The organism is Salinicola sp. NYA28a (assembly GCF_976982775.1).
In genome coordinates this window covers 3,234,840-3,251,451 of record NZ_OZ334582.1, presented here as the reverse complement: position 1 = coordinate 3,251,451, position 16,612 = coordinate 3,234,840, and the positions used below count along the sequence as shown (strand labels likewise).

Genomic DNA, 16,612 nt, shown 5'->3' with positions numbered 1-16,612 from the left:
GCCCGTCACCATAGTCGATCTATTCTGACAAAGACGCTGGCTGGCGTCATGCCCATGAGCGTTTTTCCCACCGATGATCGCGAGACTCGTTCGTTGACGCTGCCAGAAACGCTGGAAAGCGTTCGCGGGGTCGATCTGCACCTGCACTCCACGTCTTCCGACGGCAAGCTTTCACCCACCGAACTGGCGGACCTGTGCCATGCCCGCGGGATGACGCACGTCGCGCTGACCGACCACGACACGCTCGATGGCGTCGAGGAAGCGCGACAGCGATGCCGTCACCATGGCATCCACCTGATGGCGGCCGCCGAGCTCTCCTGCCAGTGGCGGGGCATCGCGCTTCACATCGTGGCGCTGTTGCCCCACGGCACCTCCCGCGCCCTCGATGCCGGCCTGGCGTCGCTGGCCCACGCCCGCGAGCTGCGATCCCGAGAAATTGCCCACCGTCTGGAAAAGGTCGGCCTGGACGACGGGCTCGCCAGGGCGCGGCGGGAAGCGGGAAGCGAGCGCCCGCTGGGGCGGCCGGATTTCGCGGCAGCGCTGGTCTCCGCCGGCGTGGTGCCGGATATCAAGACGGCGTTCAAACGCTACCTTGGCGCCGGCAAGCGCGGCGACGTCAGGATGCACTGGCCGGAGCTGGCGACGGTGGTCGGCTGGATTCGCGACGCCCAAGGCATCGCCGTCGTTGCGCATCCGCTGCGCTACGGCATGACCCGGCGCAAGCGCGATCTGATGTTCTCGGCCTTCATCGAAGCCGGCGGCGAAGCGGCGGAGCTGGTCAGCGGCTACCAGAATCCGGATACGACCCACGACCTGGCCCGACAGCTCGACTTCCATGGCCTGTACGGCTCGATCGGCAGCGATTTCCACTATCCCGGCGGTGCGCTGTCGCCCGGGACGATCAGTCCGCCGCCGCGCTCCCACGTCAGGCCGGTGTGGTGTCATCCGTCCCTGCGAGGCTTTGCCTGCGGCGAATGACGCGGCGTCTGTTACGCTGAAAGCGGTGACGCTCGAAATAGCGAGAGTCATCCTACGGACGACCGCTGTCATGCGTGTCGTGGCGGGTTTCCAAAGCGGTTTCAGGAGAGCGTGCAATGACCCAATTCTTCCAGATTCATTCGCAGAATCCGCAGAAGCGTCTGATCGACCAGGCTATCGAGATCCTGCGTCAGGGCGGCGTGATCGCCTATCCCACCGACTCCGGCTACGCGCTGGGCTGCCGGTTGGGCGAAAAGAAGGCGATCGAGAAGATCAAGTGGCTGCGCCAGCTCGACGACCGCCACAACTTTACCCTGGTGTGCTCCGATCTGTCGGAAATCGGCACCTACGCCAAGGTCGACAACAGCGTGTTCCGCCTGCTCAAGTCGCATACGCCCGGCGCCTACACCTTCATTCTCAGCGCCACCAGCGAAGTGCCGCGTCTGCTGTTGCATCCCAAGCGTCGTTCGATCGGCGTCCGGGTGCCGGACCACAAGATCACGCACGCCCTGCTCGATGCCCTCGGCGAGCCGCTGATGAGCGTGACGTTGATTCCGGTGGGTGAGTTCTGGCCGATGACCGATCCGGAAGAGATCCGCGAGCGCTTCGGTGCGCATCTGGAGCTGATCATCGACGGCGGTGCCTGTCAGCTCGAACCGACCACCGTGGTCGATCTGCGCGAGATCCCGCCGGTGATCGTCCGCGAAGGGCGGGGTGATTCCGAAGCCTTCCGTTAGGCGAAATCTCGAACTGCACCGTCATTTTTCCAACGCCACGGCGGTTCCACTCGCGGGAAGACGCCGTGGCGCCGGCATCTCGCTCACGCCGGTAACGGTTCAGGGGCCTCGTGTCTCGCATCGGCTATCGACCTCGCCTCGGCGTTGGGCCTGTCATCCGTGGCCGAGCTCGCCTCGACGGGCGCGGCAGGGGCGTGCGAACCCGGTAGGGACGTCGCGGCTGCGGCAGCGGATGACGATGCCACCAGCTTGAACGCATCGCAGCGTTCCTGCTGGCGCTGAGCGCGGTCGTCGAGATCCCGCGTGGCGTGGAGCGTCCGCTCCGCCAGCGCGACATTGCGCTGGGTGGCGGCATCGATGGCGTTGATGGCCTGATCGATCTGGCGAATGCCGTCGCGCTGTTGCTGGCAGGAGAGGGCGATGCCGTCCAGCAGCTCGCTGAGCCGCTGGCTGGAACCCACGGCCGTGGTCAGCGTTTCCCCGGCGCCGACCAGTACGTGGGTGCCTTGCTGCACTTGGCGATGCGTGCCTTCGATCTGCTCGCGAATCGTTCCGGCGGCCTCGGCGGAGCGAGCCGACAGGCGGCGAACCTCTTCGGCGACCACCGCGAATCCGCGCCCCTGCGTGCCAGCCCGGGCGGCCTCGACCGATGCGTTGAGTGCCAGCAGATTGGTCTGGAAAGCCAGCGAGTCGATCATGGCGATCACTTCCAGCGAGGCTTCGGAGCGGGCCTGGGCAGCCTGCATTTCACTGATCGCCGTCGAGACATGTTCCCCGCTGGAATCGATCCGGCGCTGGTTTTCCGCCGACAGGGCCCGCCCCTGATCGGCATGTTCTGCCGTGTGCGAGACGGTTGCGGTGATCTCTTCCATGCTCGCCGTGGTCTGCTGTAGCGCCTGGGCCTGCTGTCGGCTCTGATCGTTGAGGGCGTGGCTGGCGTCGGTCAATTCCAGCGCGTCGTCACGTAGTGCCCGGCTTCCCTGCTGCAGTTGAGAGACGAGATCCAGCAGTGCGAGCTGCATGGCATCCACGCCGGATTTGAGCAGTGCCATTTCGCGCACGCCGCGGGTTGACAGGCGCGTGCCGAGATCACCCTGGGCGATATCGGCGCAGTGTTTCCTGACTTCGCCAAGCGGGCGCAGCAGATGGCGCTGAAACAGGTAGAAAGCAAGCAGGACCAGCAACGCGGTGACCGCTGCGGTCGCCGATAGCCCCAGCTGCAGGCGGCTGACGTTGCGTGACATGGCCTCGGCGCCCGACGCCGCGTTGGCATTCGCGGCGGTGGTCAGCGTTGCGAGACTGGCGTCCAGCGCCGCGGTCAGTTCGTTGGCTCTCTGCACGCTGGCCTGGTAGGCCGAAACATCCCAGGCCTTGAGCGAGTCGAAACCGGGCTGTATGCCGTCATCGATCAGTGCCTGGAAGCGGCTTTGCAGATCGCGATTCGTTCGGCTCTGCTCCGAAGACGGGTCGCCCGTCGGGGAAAGGTCGGCAAGTCGCTGTGTCGCGTGAGCAAAGGTGGCTTCGGCCTGTGCCCAGGTCTTCTTGGCGGGCTTGACGCGCAGGCGGTTATAGTCGGTCTGGTAGCTGTCCAGCAGGACGCGGGTCTGCATCAGTCCCGCGTAGATTTCGCGCGCGGTGCCGAGCTGGACGACATTGAGTGTGTAGACGGAATCGAAGGCATCCCTGGCTTGCTTCATCGCCAGGTAGCTGCCGCCTCCGATCAGTGACGTCAGCAGGGCGAAGAGCAGCAGCATGGCGATGAGGCCGCCCCGCAACGTGAAACGAAACGATTTCATGACAGACTCCCGATGAATATGCACCGCCCGAGGCGGGCTCGAAGGAGTCTGTCGCGGTCATGTCACAGAATGATGACAAAAGGTCATGTTTCGCTGGCTTAGGGGCAGTGCAGAGTCAGTGCGACGGTTTACCGTCGGTGGCCGGCGTCTCGTCCTCATCGCGCGCATTCGGGTCCGGCGTCTCTTCATTGAGCCAGGTGCCGCAGAAGCGGCAATACTTGGCGTCACGCTCGTGGCCCTCGCGACCGCAGCCCGGGCAGGCTTCCTCGGAATAGCGCTCGCGCTGGATCGATCGGATCACTTCGGCCGAGAAGACCCCGGTAGGCACGGCGATGATCGAGTAGCCCAGGATCATCATGAAAGCGGAGATGAACTGCCCCAGCGGGGTCACGGGGGCGATATCGCCGTATCCCACTGTGGTCAACGTGACGATCGCCCAGTACATCGACCGCGGCATGCTGGTGAAGCCTGCCTCCGGAGGCTCGATCATATAGATGACCGAGCCGAAGATCGTGATGATCAGCAGTATCGTGGTCAGGAACAGCAGGATCTTGCGCTGGCTGCGCTGCAGTGCTTCCACCAGCATGCGGCCTTCACCGACGAACTCCATGAGTCGAAGCACGCGAAACACCCGCAAGACTCGCAATACCCGCACCACCAGCAGCGATTGCGCGCCAGGTATGAAAAGGGCGAGCCAGGTGGGGAGGATCGCCAGCAGATCGAGGATGCCATAGAAGCTGCGCAGGTAGCGCAACGGCCGCTCGAGACAGTAGAGCCTGAGGACCAGCTCCAGCGTGAAGATTAGCGTGAAGCCCCACTCCACCACGTAGAAAATCTCTCCGAAGCGCTCGTGGAGCTCGGGCACGCTGTCGAGAAAGACGGTCGCCACGCTCACCAGAATGAGCGTGATCAGCGCGATGTCGAAGGCCTTGGCCTGCGGGGTGTCCGATTCGAAGATGATCTGGAACAGCCGTTTGCGTAGCGATGAGTCGCCCGATTGCATCGATTGAGTTCCCGTCCCTGGTGTTGAGTGGCGCGGTAGGGCGCGCCTGGCAATTCGTTTACGGCATATTTCAGTTCTCGGCGTGGATACCGATAATGCCAATGATACTTAGGGTTTGCTGGATGTCATTGGCCGTCAGCTCATGCTCGTTCGAAGTTCGTCGAGTCATTGCGGCGTATCGGTACTATTTCCAACCACATGTTCCAGTCACATGTTCCAGCCACATGTCCCAGCCACATGCGATGTATCGGAACCATGCCCAGGATAAACTGACGCGAGGGTAGTATTTTCATGATCGGGTTGATTCAACGCGTTCTCATTGACCATGTCGAGGCCAACTACGGCGAAACGGCCGTGCAGTTGATCGCGGAGCGGGCGGGCGTGCCGTCGCCCGGACGACGCATCGACATGGATTACGACGATGCCGATACGCTGGCGTTCTTTGCCGCTGCCGGCGATTACCTCGAACTCGATCATGAGGCGCTGATGGCGCTGTACGCCGATCTGTTCATCCAATGGACGCGCCGACACTACCCCATGTTCTTCTCGATGGCCGAATCGGCGCAAGCCCTGCTGGGGCGCCAGCCGGCCATTCATGCGTCCCTCGGCGCCGGTGTGCGTGACCCCAAACTGCGTAGCCGGGTGAATGACAAGTTTCGGGTCGTCGAGCAGAGCGCGTCCTGGCTGGTCGTCGAATACCGCTCGCCGAATGGGCTCTGTTCGCTCTACCGCGCCATCTTCCCCCAGGTGCTCGAGGTGTATGGTCAGACCGGCGAGCTGGTCGAGACGCGCTGTCGGCATCGCGGTGACGATTGCTGTCGATTCGAAATGACGTTCGCGGAGGAGGCGGTGGCATGAGAAGAGGGCCTGGGGGTTCGGAAGAGCGCGAGCGGCACCTGCTGGCGGAGGTCGACTCCATCAGCAACCAGCTATGTCAGGCCGTGGACGGCAACTTCGAGTTCCACGTCCATACCGACAGCGACGAAATCTCGGTGCAGAAGCTGGCTCAGCTCAACAACTTCGTCCTCGATTCGGTACGGCGCACGATCCGGGATCTCCAGGCCTCACGAGACGAGCTCGAGACTCGCGTCGAGGAGCGGACGCAACGCCTGAACCTGGTGCTGACCGCCACCAACGACGGTGTCTGGGAGTGGGATATCGCCAGTGGCAACATCACGTTGTCGCAGCGCTGGTCCAGCATGCTGGGGTTGCCGTATGCCGCAGGGCAGCAGGATGTCGATGAATGGTTACGGCGGATTCACGATGACGATCGCGCCAAGGTCCAGCAGTCGCTGTACCAGCATCTCGACGGGTTGACCTCGTCGGTCAACGTGGAATACCGCATTCGCGACGCTCGCGGCAGCTGGCGAATGATGCTGTGCCGGGGATTGTGCCAGCGCGATGATCATGGTGTGGCGACTCGCATGGCCGGCACCCAGACCGATACCACCGAACAGCGACTCGTCGATCCGTTGACGCTGCTGCCCAATGGCGATTATCTCGATCTGCTGCTGCGAGAACGCCTGTCGCATTCGCCACTGTCACCGATGGCGCTGGTCAAGTTCCAGCTGCTCAACGTGGCCTCGCTGTTCGACGGCGTAGCGGTCGAGGACGCGATCACTGCGCTACGGGGGCTGGTCCAGCAGATGCGCCGCCAGTTGCCCCCGCAAGTGGCTTTGATCGCCTTGCCGGAGCATACCTTTGCGATGATTTTCGAGATCAATGACGCCGAATGGCTCGATTACGCCCTCGAACCGCTGGAGGCGCTGCTTGCGCAACCAGTGGAGATAGACGGGCAGCAGGTCTGGCTGTCGCATGTCAGCGGGGTGGCGGTATTGAGCCCGTCAGAGCCGGTGAGTGTCGACGAATGGCGCCATCGGTCGCGTCTGGCCCTGGCCAATGCACGCCAGTCGGATATCGGCTCCCGGCGCTATTACAGCGAGTCGCTGCGGCAGTGGGAGCGACAGAACAGCCAGGCCGAGCAGTTGATTCGCGGAGCGCTGGCGACTCGCGGGGTTCGCTGCTTCGTGCAGCCGATCGTCGATGTTTCGAAGGGCGAGGTGCGCTGCTTCGAGGCGCTGATGCGCCTGCAAGCGCCCGGCGGGAAAATCGTGGAGCCTGGCAGCTTCATCGAGGTCGCGGAACGCTCCGGGTTGATCTCCCCGCTATGGGAAGCGCTGATGAAGCAGGCATTGCCGATGCTCAAGGACGATGCCATCCGTCAGCGCTTCGGCGACCGCTTTCTGTTGAGCGTCAATCTCTCGACGCGCCAGCTGATGGACCCGAGCCTTCTCGACACTCTGATCGAGGCATTGGATCGCCACGGGATTCCCTGTCATCGACTCCAGATCGAAGTCACCGAAACCTCGGTGCTCAGCGATCCGGTCAAGGCGTTTCGCATTCTCGACCGGATCCGGGCTGCCGGCATCCGTGTGGCGCTGGACGACTTCGGCAGCGGCTATTCTTCGCTGGCGCAGTTGACCTCGATGCCGATGGATACGGTCAAGATCGATCGCGAGCTGGTCACGGACGTCACCACGCTGCCGCGCAAGCGCCATGTGCTGTCGGCAGTGATCGCGCTCTGTCAGCGCCTGGACTACGGCATCGTCGTGGAAGGCGTCGAGGAGTGCGAAACCCTGAAGCTTCTGTGTGAATGGGGTGTCACCGACATTCAGGGCTATGTCTACGCCCGGCCGCTATCGCTGGATCGGCTGGTCGAAGATTTCACGCTACTCGATCCCTGCGAGTTTGATACCGGTGTCGAGGAAACTAGGTATCCTGACGCCTGAGAGCCAGCCAGGCCTGGCTGTCCCAGGGAACGCTTCCCTGATTCAGGGCGGCTTGAATTCGCTCGATCGCCGGAATGCGTTCGCCATGTCGACGAGGGGCTTCCCGCCACTGGCGAACGAGCCGTTCGCACTGTGCTTCGGCGCTGGCGAGCCAGGCAGCATGCTGGCTGTCCTGCCAGTTGTCGATCGCGTCGATCAGCGTATCCACGGAGACCTCTCGGGGCGAAGACGGCTCGGGCCATCCGCTGCCCAGGCAGGCGGCACGGCTGGCCTTGCTGTGGTTGGCCGGGCGCGCCGGTAGCGGCGTCGCCTCCGGAGTCGACGGTTCGCACAAAGCCTGCGCCAGCTCCCAGAGCTGCTCGGGGCGCCCGCGCTTGAGTTCGAGCTCGAGTTCGCAAATCGGCAAACTGGCATCACCGGCGTGAATGGTGCCCTGATCCAGCGCTATCTCGATATCGCTGCCCTCGGCCTGGTAGCGCCAGAGCCGACGCTCGAAATCCGTGGTGAAAACCGGGCGCAGCGTGGCCAGATCCAGATCGGCGAGGGCGGGATGCTCGAGGGCGCGCAGCCCGTTCGCGTCCAGGCCTGCGGCATTGCACTCGACCTCATCGATCGACCACTCCCATTCGCCCCGGCTCGACAACCCGCCGCGACTCTTGGCGGCGCTCTTGAGGGTCTGCAGGCGTTGCTCTCCCTGGCGCCGGACCCGCAGCGCGACCCGGCGCGACTGCAGTATCGCCTCGGTGGTGTCGTAATACTGGTTGCCCAGGGAGACCGTGCGCGAGGCCATCTTCCGCAACAGGGGGTGATCGATCAGGCGGGCCGGACCTTCGGGCGACAGCGCCAGTTTGAGTTCGATCTCGTCGCTCATGCATGCTCCGCAGTGATTGTCTGTTCTTGGATGAAGGCCGTTCTGAATTGAAAGACCGTCCTGGACAAAAGACGAGCGCTGTCTCGAATACAAGACAGAACGTCGGTACCAACATGAATTTTTCATGACGCATCCAGATGCAATCATTATACTGACGCCGCCACTTCCAACGCATCCAGGCCACGTTATGGTGAGTACCAATCCGTTCTCGGCGCTGTTTGGACGATCGCCGTTCCAGCCGCTCCTGGCGCATATCGTCAAGACCAGCGAATGTGCCAGCCAGTTGTTGCCCTTTTTCGATGCCGCGCTGGGTGGTGATTGGGAAGAAGCGCGAAAGCACCGCGAAGCGATCACCCGTCTCGAACACGATGCGGACGAGCTCAAGACGCAGCTGCGCCTCAACCTGCCCAATACCATGTTTCTGCCCGTCTCGCGCTCCGATCTGCTGGAACTGATCAGCGTCCAGGACAAGATCGCCAACAAGGCCCGGGATATCACCGGCATCATGTTGGGGCGGAACATGATCATTCCCGAGCCGCTGGCGGAACCGATGCGCGACTATCTGCGTACCGCCGTGGCCACCGTCGACCAGGCGCGCAAGGCGCTCGAGGAGCTCGAGGACCTGCTCGAGTCCGGCTTTGGCCGCAACGTCTCCGATGTCATGCAGGAACTGATCAAGGAACTGCACGATCTCGAGCATCAGGCCGATGAACAGCAGATCGACATTCGTCGTCAGCTGTTCCAGCTCGAGGCGCAATTACCGCCGGTCGATGTCATCTTTCTCTATAAAATCATCGAATGGATCGGCGAGCTGTCCGACCGCGCCGAGCGCGTGGGCAGCCGCCTGCAGATACTGACGGCCCGCTGATCGCGGGCTTCGTCATTCTACGCCTTCGTCACGCCACTCAAGCGAATAAAAGCCTATGTCCATCATTGCGCAATACGGTGATGTCTTCATCATTCTTGCCTGTGTCTTCGGTTTCTTCATGGCATGGGGGGTTGGAGCGAACGACGTCGCCAACGCCATGGGAACCTCGGTCGGCTCCAAGGCGATCACGATCAAGCAGGCGATCATCATTGCGGTGATCTTCGAATTCCTCGGCGCCTGGCTGGCCGGCGGACAGGTCACCGAAACGATCCGCAAAGGCATCATCGATCCGGCCCTGCTCGAGAACGACCCGCAGATGCTGGTCTACGGCATGCTGGCTTCGCTGCTTGCTGCCGGCTCCTGGTTGCTGATCGCCTCGCTGAAGGGGTGGCCGGTTTCCACCACGCACTCGATCGTCGGCGCCATCGTCGGTTTCGCGGTGGCCGGGCTGGGCGTGCAATCGGTCAGCTGGGGCGCGGTGGGAACGATCGCGCTCAGTTGGGTAACGTCGCCGCTGATCGCTGGCGTGTTCTCCTTCATGCTGTTCCGTTCCGTGCAGGTGCTGATCTTCGACAACCCCGATCCGTTCGCGGCGGCCAAGCGCTATGTGCCGGGCTATATCTTCCTGGTCGGCTTCATCGTCTCGATGGTGACGCTGGTCAAGGGGCTCTCCCACGTTGGCCTGCATCTGACGTTCGGTGAAAGCCTGCTGCTGGCGGTGGCGTTCGGCGTGATCATCATGATGTTCGGCCTGCTGCTGGAAAACCGCATCAACCGTGGTGACCGCCGTGCCCGCAGCAACTATGACTTCTCCAGCGTGGAGCGCATCTTCGGCGTGCTGATGATGTTCACCGCCTGCGCCATGGCCTTCGCCCACGGCTCGAACGACGTCGCCAACGCGGTCGGCCCGCTGGCGGCGGTGATCAGCGTGGTCGAGAACGGCGGCGGCGTTTCCGGCGCTGCCGCCATGCCGTGGTGGGTGCTGGTGCTCGGCGGCGGCGGGATCGTGGTCGGCCTGGTGACCTACGGCCACAAGGTCATCGCCACCGTCGGTACCGGCATCACCGAGCTGACCCCGAGTCGCGGTTTCGCCGCGACGCTCTCTGCCGCGTCGACCGTGGTGCTGGCCTCCGGTACCGGGCTGCCGATCTCGACCACGCACACCCTGGTCGGCGCCGTGCTCGGCGTGGGGCTGGCTCGCGGCATGGCGGCGCTCAATCTGCGCGTGCTCGGCACGATCGTCCTCTCCTGGCTGATCACGCTGCCGGCTGGCGCGGTGCTTTCCATCGCCTTCTTTTTCATGTTCAAGGGCATGTTCGGCTAGGATCTGAAAACTGTCTGCGCTCGGTAATACCGCGTTCAAAATCGGCTTAGAATGCTCATTTACAGCTTGTAAGCTCCGCTTCTGCGCCGATTTCCGCCTTGTCTTGCCTTCGCTCGCCGACTTTTCAGGAAGCAGGATTCTGGGCCAGTGCGTAAAGCTGGTCATGGCTCATGGACGCTCTGGTATAGTTCGAGGCAGGCCCCACGCGGGTCATGCCTCATAGCCAACAGCCGGAGCGTCTAATCCTTGGACTCGCGTTTTCCCTTCGTCGACTGGTTTCGCCATTCATCGCCCTACGTCAACGCCCACCGTGGCAAGACCTTCGTCATCCTGGTGGAAGGCGAAGCGATGGCGTCGTCGCGACGCAGCCAGCTGCTGCAGGATCTGGCGCTGCTGCATACGCTCGGCGTTCGGGTCGTGCTGGTCTACGGCATCCGGCCGCAGGTCGGTGCCTCGCTGGAAGCCGCCGGTATCACGCCGGTGCGCATCGAGGGGCGCTGGGTCGCCGATCGCCAGATCATGGATCACGTCGAACGCATCGCCGCGGTAAACCGTCTCGATCTCGAAGCCCAGCTCTCGCTGGGGTTGCCCAACACGCCGCTGCATGGTGTCGAGCTTACCGCCGTCTCCGGCAATCTGGTGACGGCGAAACCGCTGGGCGTGCGCGGCGGGGTGGATTTCGATCACAGCGGTGAAGTTCGCCGCGTGCGCAGCCAGGCGATCGAGAGCCTGCTCGCCGGCGGCAATCTGGTGATCCTGCCGCCGCTGGGATACTCCCGCACCGGCGAGGTCTTCGATCTCGACGCCTCGGAGATCGCCCAGCATGTCGCGGTGTCGCTCAAGGCGGATAAATTGATTCTGCTGGGAGAGTCGGCCGGGCTGCACGACGACAGCGGCCAGCTCCAGCGCCAGCTGACACCTGATGAAGCCGACGCCCTGCGCGAACGGGAGGCGCCCGGCAGCGAGCTCGCCCGCCATCTGGGCGCGGCCTGCGGCGCGGCCCGCCACGGTGTCGGCCGTACGCACCTGCTTTCCTGGCACGACCACGACGCGCTACTTGGTGAGCTGTTCACCCGCGACGGGGTCGGCACCATGATCACCCAGAATCGCTACGAGCAGTTGCGGCAGGCGGTACTGGACGATGTCGGCGGCCTGCTCGCGCTGCTCAAGCCGCTCGAGGCCAGCGGCATGCTGGTCGCCCGAACCCGGGAGCGGCTGGAGCACGAGATCGACGATTACGTCGTGATCGACCGCGACGGCATGGCGATCGGCTGCGCGGCGCTGCATGGCTACGCCGACGCCAGAATGGGCGAACTGGCCTGCCTGGCCGTACATGACGACTATCGGCGTGGCGCCCGGGGAGAGATGCTGCTTGCCGAGATCGAGCGTCGTGCCCGGCGACAAGGGCTGACGCAGCTGTTCGCCCTGACCACGCATACCACGCATTGGTTCGTCGAACGCGGCTTTTCCCTGGCCACCCCGGAAGCGCTCCCCGCGCTGAAGCGCGAGACCTATAATCAGGCCCGGCGCTCCAAGGTCTTGCTGAAGTCTCTGTAAAGCGACACCTCTGGCAGCGTATATCGCGCTTTGGCGTATCCAAATGGAGACGCTTTAACTATCTGATTTTTAGCTTTTATTCTGAATCGGGCGAAAAGGTGTCTGCTTATGGAGACGTTTTTGAGCCCGTTTTTTCGTTTCACCGGGGCAAAGATTGGCGGCAACCCGTCGTCGAATAAAGGGATGTCTATAAATTATTGATTTTAAGTTCTTTTTATAAAACTGGCACGGCTATCGCAATACTGTTCACCGAGAGCGACGAGATGGCCTCTCCGGAAGTCATCTCGCCGGGTCTTCTCAGGCCCCCAACTACCCTGTGCAGGGCCTGGCAAGATTCGACAGCGTCTGCTCCACGCGATGTGTGACTTAGGTTGCGATGAGACGGGTGCGGCCCATCGGGCAAGGAGATGCACCATTAGGGCAAGGATGCCCCGGCAAGGATGCCTTCCCCCTCGAAAGAGGGGACCCATTGCGACCGGGCGCAGCGTTTTCCGAAACGTTCTTCGTAACACGCTTTCGGCAAGCCAAGCGACCGGTTCAGACACGAAGCAGGCGGCTCGCCGCCACGGTATTCGAGAGCCCCTGAATGGCCGAATCGAGTACCGGCTTCGGGGCCTTCGGGGCTTTTTAGCCCTTCGGGGCTCTCGGGCCCTTCGGGCCACGGGAGCGATCTCGAATGACTGATTCAGGCAGTGTTTCAAGGTCGTTCTCGACCCTTCAGTTCCCTGCGTACCTTGGGCCGGCTCTGCCGGCCTTCTTTTTTTTGTACGGGTTTCCAGAACCTGCCACTTATGGCCCGAATGGGCATTCAATAATAATGCTATTCTTGCGGAACGATCCATGACCCCGATGGGCATCCTGCATAGAGCCATTTTCATGACCACCAAGCTCTCCCGACGCTGGCGTCCTCGCTCGCTACTGCAACTCGTGTTGCTGGCTTTCGTTGTCGTCATGTTGCCGATAGCGGTGCTGATGTTTCAGGCCGGGCAGGCGCTGTCACAGCTTTCGACGCTTGCCGACCAGAGCGCCCGGGAAGCCGTCGAAGAGACGCGTCGGGCGCGCATGTTGAGTACGCTGGCGCTGCAGATGGAGCGCAGCGCCCGCCAGTACGCAGTCATCGAGGAAGAAGGGCTGCGCGACATCTACGATCAGAAGGTTCGACAGTTCGGCGAGCTGCTGCAACAGCACGAGTCGTTGATGCGCGATAACCCGGATTTCCAGTCGCTGGCAGAGCGCTATGAGCAGTTGCGGTATCTGCCTCAGGCCTCGGTTGGCGACATGGATGCTTTCCTGGAGCGGTTCTCCGGTTTTGCCTCCGAGTCCGACGCGGTAAGGGATGCCACCAACGATCTGATCGATACGCGCATCGCCGACATTCGCGAGCAGGCGGATGCGGTCAAGGCACGGCTGTGGATGCAGACCGCTGCCCTGGTTTCCGCCAGCTTGATGCTGATGCTGTTCTTCACCTGGTTGATCACGCGCCCCATCCGCCAGCTCGAACGGCGTATCTTCGGCCTGGGTAGCGGCGAATGCAGCGACACGCCGATCCGTATTCAAGGCCCGGCGGAGCTGGTCCAGCTGGGGGATCGGCTGACCTGGCTGTCCGGGCGGCTATCGGAGCTGGAAGCCCAGAAGCAGCAGTTTCTGCGCCATATGTCGCACGAGCTGAAAACGCCGCTGACCAGCGTCCGGGAAGGGACCTCGCTGTTGTCCGACGGCGTGGCCGGCGAGCTCAACGAGCGCCAGAGTGAAGTCGTCAGGCTGATCGACGAGAACGGGCAGGAACTGCAGACCTTGATCGAGCAGCTACTGGACTACAATCTGCTGCAGAACAGCCGCCGAATGAAAGTCACGGCGTTCGATGTTGCGACGGTGATTCAGGAAGTGCTGTCCAAGCACCGGCTGGCGCTCGACAACAAGGGGATGCGCGTCAAGAGCCCGCATCATCCGTTGAAGTGGCAGGCAGACCGTGAGCGAACGGCGCGCGTGCTGGACAACCTGATTTCGAACGCCATCGCCTATGGCGACGACGGCGGCCAACTGGTGATTCGTGTCGCGAATCAGCGCGATTGGCTGATGCTGGATGTCGCCAACAGCGGCGAACCCATTGCCGAGGCCGATCGCGAGCACCTGTTCGAAGCCTTCTACCAGGGCAGCGTGAGGCGCAAGGGGCCGTTGAAGGGGTCGGGCATCGGGCTCTCGGTCGCCGCAGACTGCGCCAAGTTGCAGGATGGCCAACTGGCGTTGGTGGACGATGCCGAGCTGCCTGTCTGCTTTCGTCTTACCCTGCCGTGGGCGGATTTCCCGACGCATGGAACGCAGTACGAGCAATACGAAAATGACGCCGCCCCGGACGAGACGCTGCCGGGCGGTGATTCAAGGAAGGAAACATGGTCAGTCAAATGAGAACGACGCTTGCCCTGTTCGGCGTGATGGCGCTGGCAGGCTGTCAGTCCCTTACCAGTGAGCCCGTGCCCTACGGCTGCGGCGAGATCCCGACCTACGCCGACAACGTATGTCTGGTCGATACCTGGGTCGAGTTCGGCCTGCAAGCGCAGCGCGGGGATGACGACTGGCGCGAAGAGACCCTGGCCAGGGTCGGCCAGGGCCGCATGGATCAGAAGGCCGTGCGCGCCGTGGTGCTCTCCTGGGATGGCCCCGGCGAGTGGCGGGAAGCCTCCGATCTCTATAAGGCCTCCATCGACGCCGCGCCTTCCCGATTGCAGCCGCTGCTTCGGCAGTGGTTGAACGGTCTGGAAGCGCGGCGACAGCTCTATGCGCAGCGGGGTGCGAGCCAGGGCGGCCGGCGCGACGATACGCAGGCACTGAAAGACGAAAACGAGAAACTAAAACAACAACTCCAGGAGATGTCGGACAAGCTGGATGCATTGACCGATATCGAGCGGACCATCAACGCACGCGATTGATCTCCGAGGACGCTCGCGACCGATCTTCGAATAAGATCCCCGCGAATATCAACACACACGTAAAAACCAGGCCATCCGTGCGATCCAGCAATACCGGTGTCGCACGACCGCGTCACATCGAGCGTGACACGCCTTTATCGGCATCGATAAGGTGAAGCGGTGGCAGGAGGTGCCCATCCCATGTCATTGAATATCGAAACACCCAAGACCCGACCGGTGAGAACCCCGGCCATGCAACCGGGCAAGAGCAGCAACACCGCCCACATTCTCCTGGTCGACGACGACACCAGCCTGCTCAAGCTGCTGGGCATGCGCCTGGAAAGCCGCGGCTTCCGGGTGACCACGGCGGAGAGCGGTCGCGAAGCGCTGACCCACATCGAAGAGACCTCGCCGGATCTGGTGCTGTCCGATCTGCGCATGGACGAAATGGATGGTCTGACCCTGTTCCACGAGCTGCAGCGGCGGGTGCCGGGCATCCCGGTGATCATTCTCACCGCCCACGGTTCGATTCCGGATGCCGTCAGCGCCACGCGACAGGGCGTGTTCAGCTTCCTGACCAAGCCGGTCGATCGCGACGAACTGTTCGAAGCGATCGACGAAGCGCTCAAGCAGGCCCCGACCACGCGAGGCGAGGGCGGCGAAGCGTGGCGTTCGAAGATCATTACCCGCAGCCCGCAGATGGAGCGCGTGCTCGAACAGGCCTACATGGTCGCCGCCTCCGATGTCAGCGTGCTGGTGACTGGCCCCAGTGGTACAGGCAAGGAGCTTCTCGCCAACGCCATGCATCAGGCCAGCTCGCGTGCCGACAAGCCGTTCGTGGCGATCAACTGCGGCGCACTGCCCGAGCAATTGCTGGAAAGCGAGCTGTTCGGTCACGCCCGCGGCGCCTTCACCGGCGCGGTCAGCCAGCATGAAGGGCTGTTCCTGGCTGCCGACGGCGGCACGCTGTTCCTCGACGAGATCGGCGACATGCCGCTGCCGCTGCAGGTCAAGCTGCTGCGCGTCTTGCAGGAGCGCCAGGTTCGCCCGTTGGGCAGCACCAAGTCGTTTCCGATCGACGTGCGGATCATCTCCGCCACCCACCGGGATCTCGATCGCGCCATGCACGAAGGCGACTTCCGCGAGGATCTCTACTACCGCCTCAACGTGGTCAATCTCAAGCTGCCGCCGCTGCGGGAGCGAGCCGAGGATATTCCGCTGCTGGCCAAGCACATGGTGGCCCAGGTTTCGGCGCGGCATAAACCGTTCGTCAAAGGCTTCTCGCCGGAAGCGCTCAACCTGCTCGCCTCCAGCGGCTGGCCCGGCAACGTTCGCCAGCTCGTCAACGTGGTCGAGCAGTGCGTCGCCCTGACCAGCACGCCGATGATTCCGGAAGCGCTGGTGTCGCAGGCGCTGGCCGCCGAGGAGAACGCGCTGCCCTCGTTCAGCGAGGCGCGCGCCGGGTTCGAACGCAGCTACCTGATCAAGGTGCTCAAGATCACCGAGGGCAACGTCACCCAGGCGGCGCGCATCGCCGGACGCAACCGCACCGACTTCTACAAGCTGCTCGCACGTCACGATCTCGATCCCGGCACCTTCAAGCCGAGCGCGATGCCGGATCCGGCGGATTGATCGGTTGCCACGCGCCGCCAGGTCGTTGGTGATAGACGCTGAGATAGAGCCGGAGACAAAAGAGAGCCACCGTCGGCAATGAACTGCCGGCGGTGGCTTTTTGGCTGGTGGCCTGTCGTCGATTACCGAGCGGTAATTTCCTGCGGAAAAT

General features: G+C 62.9%; 13 protein-coding genes. 10 read left to right on the top strand and 3 right to left on the bottom strand.

The genetic code is table 11. The annotated features are described in order from the left end of the window. The first annotated feature begins 54 nt into the window (after window positions 1-54). Both ACWHY3_RS14625 and ACWHY3_RS14620 read left to right on the top strand, forming a co-directional pair. Window positions 55-978 (top strand): PHP domain-containing protein, encoded by a 924-nt coding sequence (locus tag ACWHY3_RS14625; RefSeq protein WP_087718323.1) that lies wholly within the window; start codon window positions 55-57, stop codon window positions 976-978. A gap of 116 nt (window positions 979-1,094) precedes the next feature. Next, window positions 1,095-1,715 (top strand): L-threonylcarbamoyladenylate synthase, encoded by a 621-nt coding sequence (locus ACWHY3_RS14620; protein ID WP_448126869.1) that lies wholly within the window; start codon window positions 1,095-1,097, stop codon window positions 1,713-1,715. Between the two features lie 83 nt (window positions 1,716-1,798). Here the strand turns inward: ACWHY3_RS14620 and ACWHY3_RS14615 are convergent, their stop codons facing one another. After that, a complete protein-coding gene (locus ACWHY3_RS14615) occupies window positions 1,799-3,511 on the bottom strand; it encodes a methyl-accepting chemotaxis protein (protein ID WP_332779004.1) in 1,713 nt (570 codons plus the stop codon). A gap of 115 nt (window positions 3,512-3,626) precedes the next feature. Beyond that, a complete protein-coding gene (locus ACWHY3_RS14610; RefSeq protein ID WP_448126868.1) occupies window positions 3,627-4,514 on the bottom strand; it encodes an ion transporter in 888 nt (295 codons plus the stop codon). Window positions 4,515-4,805: 291 nt separating this feature from the next. Between ACWHY3_RS14610 and ACWHY3_RS14605 the strand changes: the two genes are divergently transcribed. Together ACWHY3_RS14605 and ACWHY3_RS14600 are read left to right on the top strand one after the other, a co-directional pair. Continuing rightward, window positions 4,806-5,372, top strand: coding sequence for a heme NO-binding domain-containing protein (locus tag ACWHY3_RS14605; RefSeq protein ID WP_448126867.1), 567 nt, complete (start codon window positions 4,806-4,808; stop codon window positions 5,370-5,372). Continuing rightward, entirely contained in the window at window positions 5,369-7,303 is a 1,935-nt protein-coding gene (locus ACWHY3_RS14600; protein WP_448126866.1) for an EAL domain-containing protein, read from the top strand. The genes ACWHY3_RS14605 and ACWHY3_RS14600 overlap by 4 nt, the downstream gene beginning before the upstream one ends. On the opposite strand, the gene ACWHY3_RS14595 is transcribed toward ACWHY3_RS14600, so the two are convergent. Continuing rightward, on the bottom strand, window positions 7,284-8,174 hold the full coding sequence (locus ACWHY3_RS14595) for a CYTH domain-containing protein (RefSeq protein ID WP_448126865.1): 891 nt from the start codon (window positions 8,172-8,174) through the stop codon (window positions 7,284-7,286). The genes ACWHY3_RS14600 and ACWHY3_RS14595 overlap by 20 nt on opposite strands. Before the next feature lie 187 nt (window positions 8,175-8,361). Here ACWHY3_RS14595 and ACWHY3_RS14590 point away from each other — a divergent pair, with 187 nt between their 5' ends. From ACWHY3_RS14590 to glrR, 6 genes are all read left to right on the top strand, one after another. Continuing rightward, window positions 8,362-9,042, top strand: coding sequence for a TIGR00153 family protein (locus ACWHY3_RS14590; RefSeq protein WP_303855217.1), 681 nt, complete (start codon window positions 8,362-8,364; stop codon window positions 9,040-9,042). A gap of 55 nt (window positions 9,043-9,097) precedes the next feature. Further along, window positions 9,098-10,366 (top strand): inorganic phosphate transporter, encoded by a 1,269-nt coding sequence (locus ACWHY3_RS14585; protein ID WP_087718141.1) that lies wholly within the window; start codon window positions 9,098-9,100, stop codon window positions 10,364-10,366. A 246-nt stretch (window positions 10,367-10,612) separates the two neighbouring features. Then, window positions 10,613-11,923 carry an amino-acid N-acetyltransferase gene (gene argA, locus ACWHY3_RS14580; protein ID WP_448126864.1) on the top strand — a complete coding sequence of 437 codons (1,311 nt, stop codon included), beginning with the start codon at window positions 10,613-10,615 and terminating at the stop codon, window positions 11,921-11,923. A gap of 876 nt (window positions 11,924-12,799) precedes the next feature. After that, window positions 12,800-14,329 (top strand): ATP-binding protein, encoded by a 1,530-nt coding sequence (locus ACWHY3_RS14575; RefSeq protein ID WP_448126863.1) that lies wholly within the window; start codon window positions 12,800-12,802, stop codon window positions 14,327-14,329. Continuing rightward, window positions 14,314-14,850, top strand: a complete 537-nt coding sequence (locus tag ACWHY3_RS14570) for a hypothetical protein (protein WP_139284240.1) — start codon at window positions 14,314-14,316, stop codon at window positions 14,848-14,850. The genes ACWHY3_RS14575 and ACWHY3_RS14570 overlap by 16 nt, the downstream gene beginning before the upstream one ends. Window positions 14,851-15,081: 231 nt before the next feature. Further along, on the top strand, window positions 15,082-16,461 hold the full coding sequence (gene glrR, locus ACWHY3_RS14565) for a two-component system response regulator GlrR (protein WP_448128169.1): 1,380 nt from the start codon (window positions 15,082-15,084) through the stop codon (window positions 16,459-16,461). The last annotated feature ends 151 nt before the right edge of the window (window positions 16,462-16,612 follow it).

What these genes read in the sequence shown, in the direction of transcription:
- ACWHY3_RS14625 (WP_087718323.1), top strand. Translation starts at nt 55, where the DNA reads ATGAGCGTTTTTCCCACCGATGATCGCGAGACTCGTTCGTTGACGCTG.
- ACWHY3_RS14620 (WP_448126869.1), top strand. Translation starts at nt 1,095, where the DNA reads ATGACCCAATTCTTCCAGATTCATTCGCAGAATCCGCAGAAGCGTCTG.
- ACWHY3_RS14615 (WP_332779004.1), bottom strand. Translation starts at nt 3,511, where the DNA reads ATGAAATCGTTTCGTTTCACGTTGCGGGGCGGCCTCATCGCCATGCTG.
- ACWHY3_RS14610 (WP_448126868.1), bottom strand. Translation starts at nt 4,514, where the DNA reads ATGCAATCGGGCGACTCATCGCTACGCAAACGGCTGTTCCAGATCATC.
- ACWHY3_RS14605 (WP_448126867.1), top strand. Translation starts at nt 4,806, where the DNA reads ATGATCGGGTTGATTCAACGCGTTCTCATTGACCATGTCGAGGCCAAC.
- ACWHY3_RS14600 (WP_448126866.1), top strand. Translation starts at nt 5,369, where the DNA reads ATGAGAAGAGGGCCTGGGGGTTCGGAAGAGCGCGAGCGGCACCTGCTG.
- ACWHY3_RS14595 (WP_448126865.1), bottom strand. Translation starts at nt 8,174, where the DNA reads ATGAGCGACGAGATCGAACTCAAACTGGCGCTGTCGCCCGAAGGTCCG.
- ACWHY3_RS14590 (WP_303855217.1), top strand. Translation starts at nt 8,362, where the DNA reads ATGGTGAGTACCAATCCGTTCTCGGCGCTGTTTGGACGATCGCCGTTC.
- ACWHY3_RS14585 (WP_087718141.1), top strand. Translation starts at nt 9,098, where the DNA reads ATGTCCATCATTGCGCAATACGGTGATGTCTTCATCATTCTTGCCTGT.
- ACWHY3_RS14575 (WP_448126863.1), top strand. Translation starts at nt 12,800, where the DNA reads ATGACCACCAAGCTCTCCCGACGCTGGCGTCCTCGCTCGCTACTGCAA.
- ACWHY3_RS14570 (WP_139284240.1), top strand. Translation starts at nt 14,314, where the DNA reads ATGGTCAGTCAAATGAGAACGACGCTTGCCCTGTTCGGCGTGATGGCG.
- glrR (WP_448128169.1), top strand. Translation starts at nt 15,082, where the DNA reads ATGCAACCGGGCAAGAGCAGCAACACCGCCCACATTCTCCTGGTCGAC.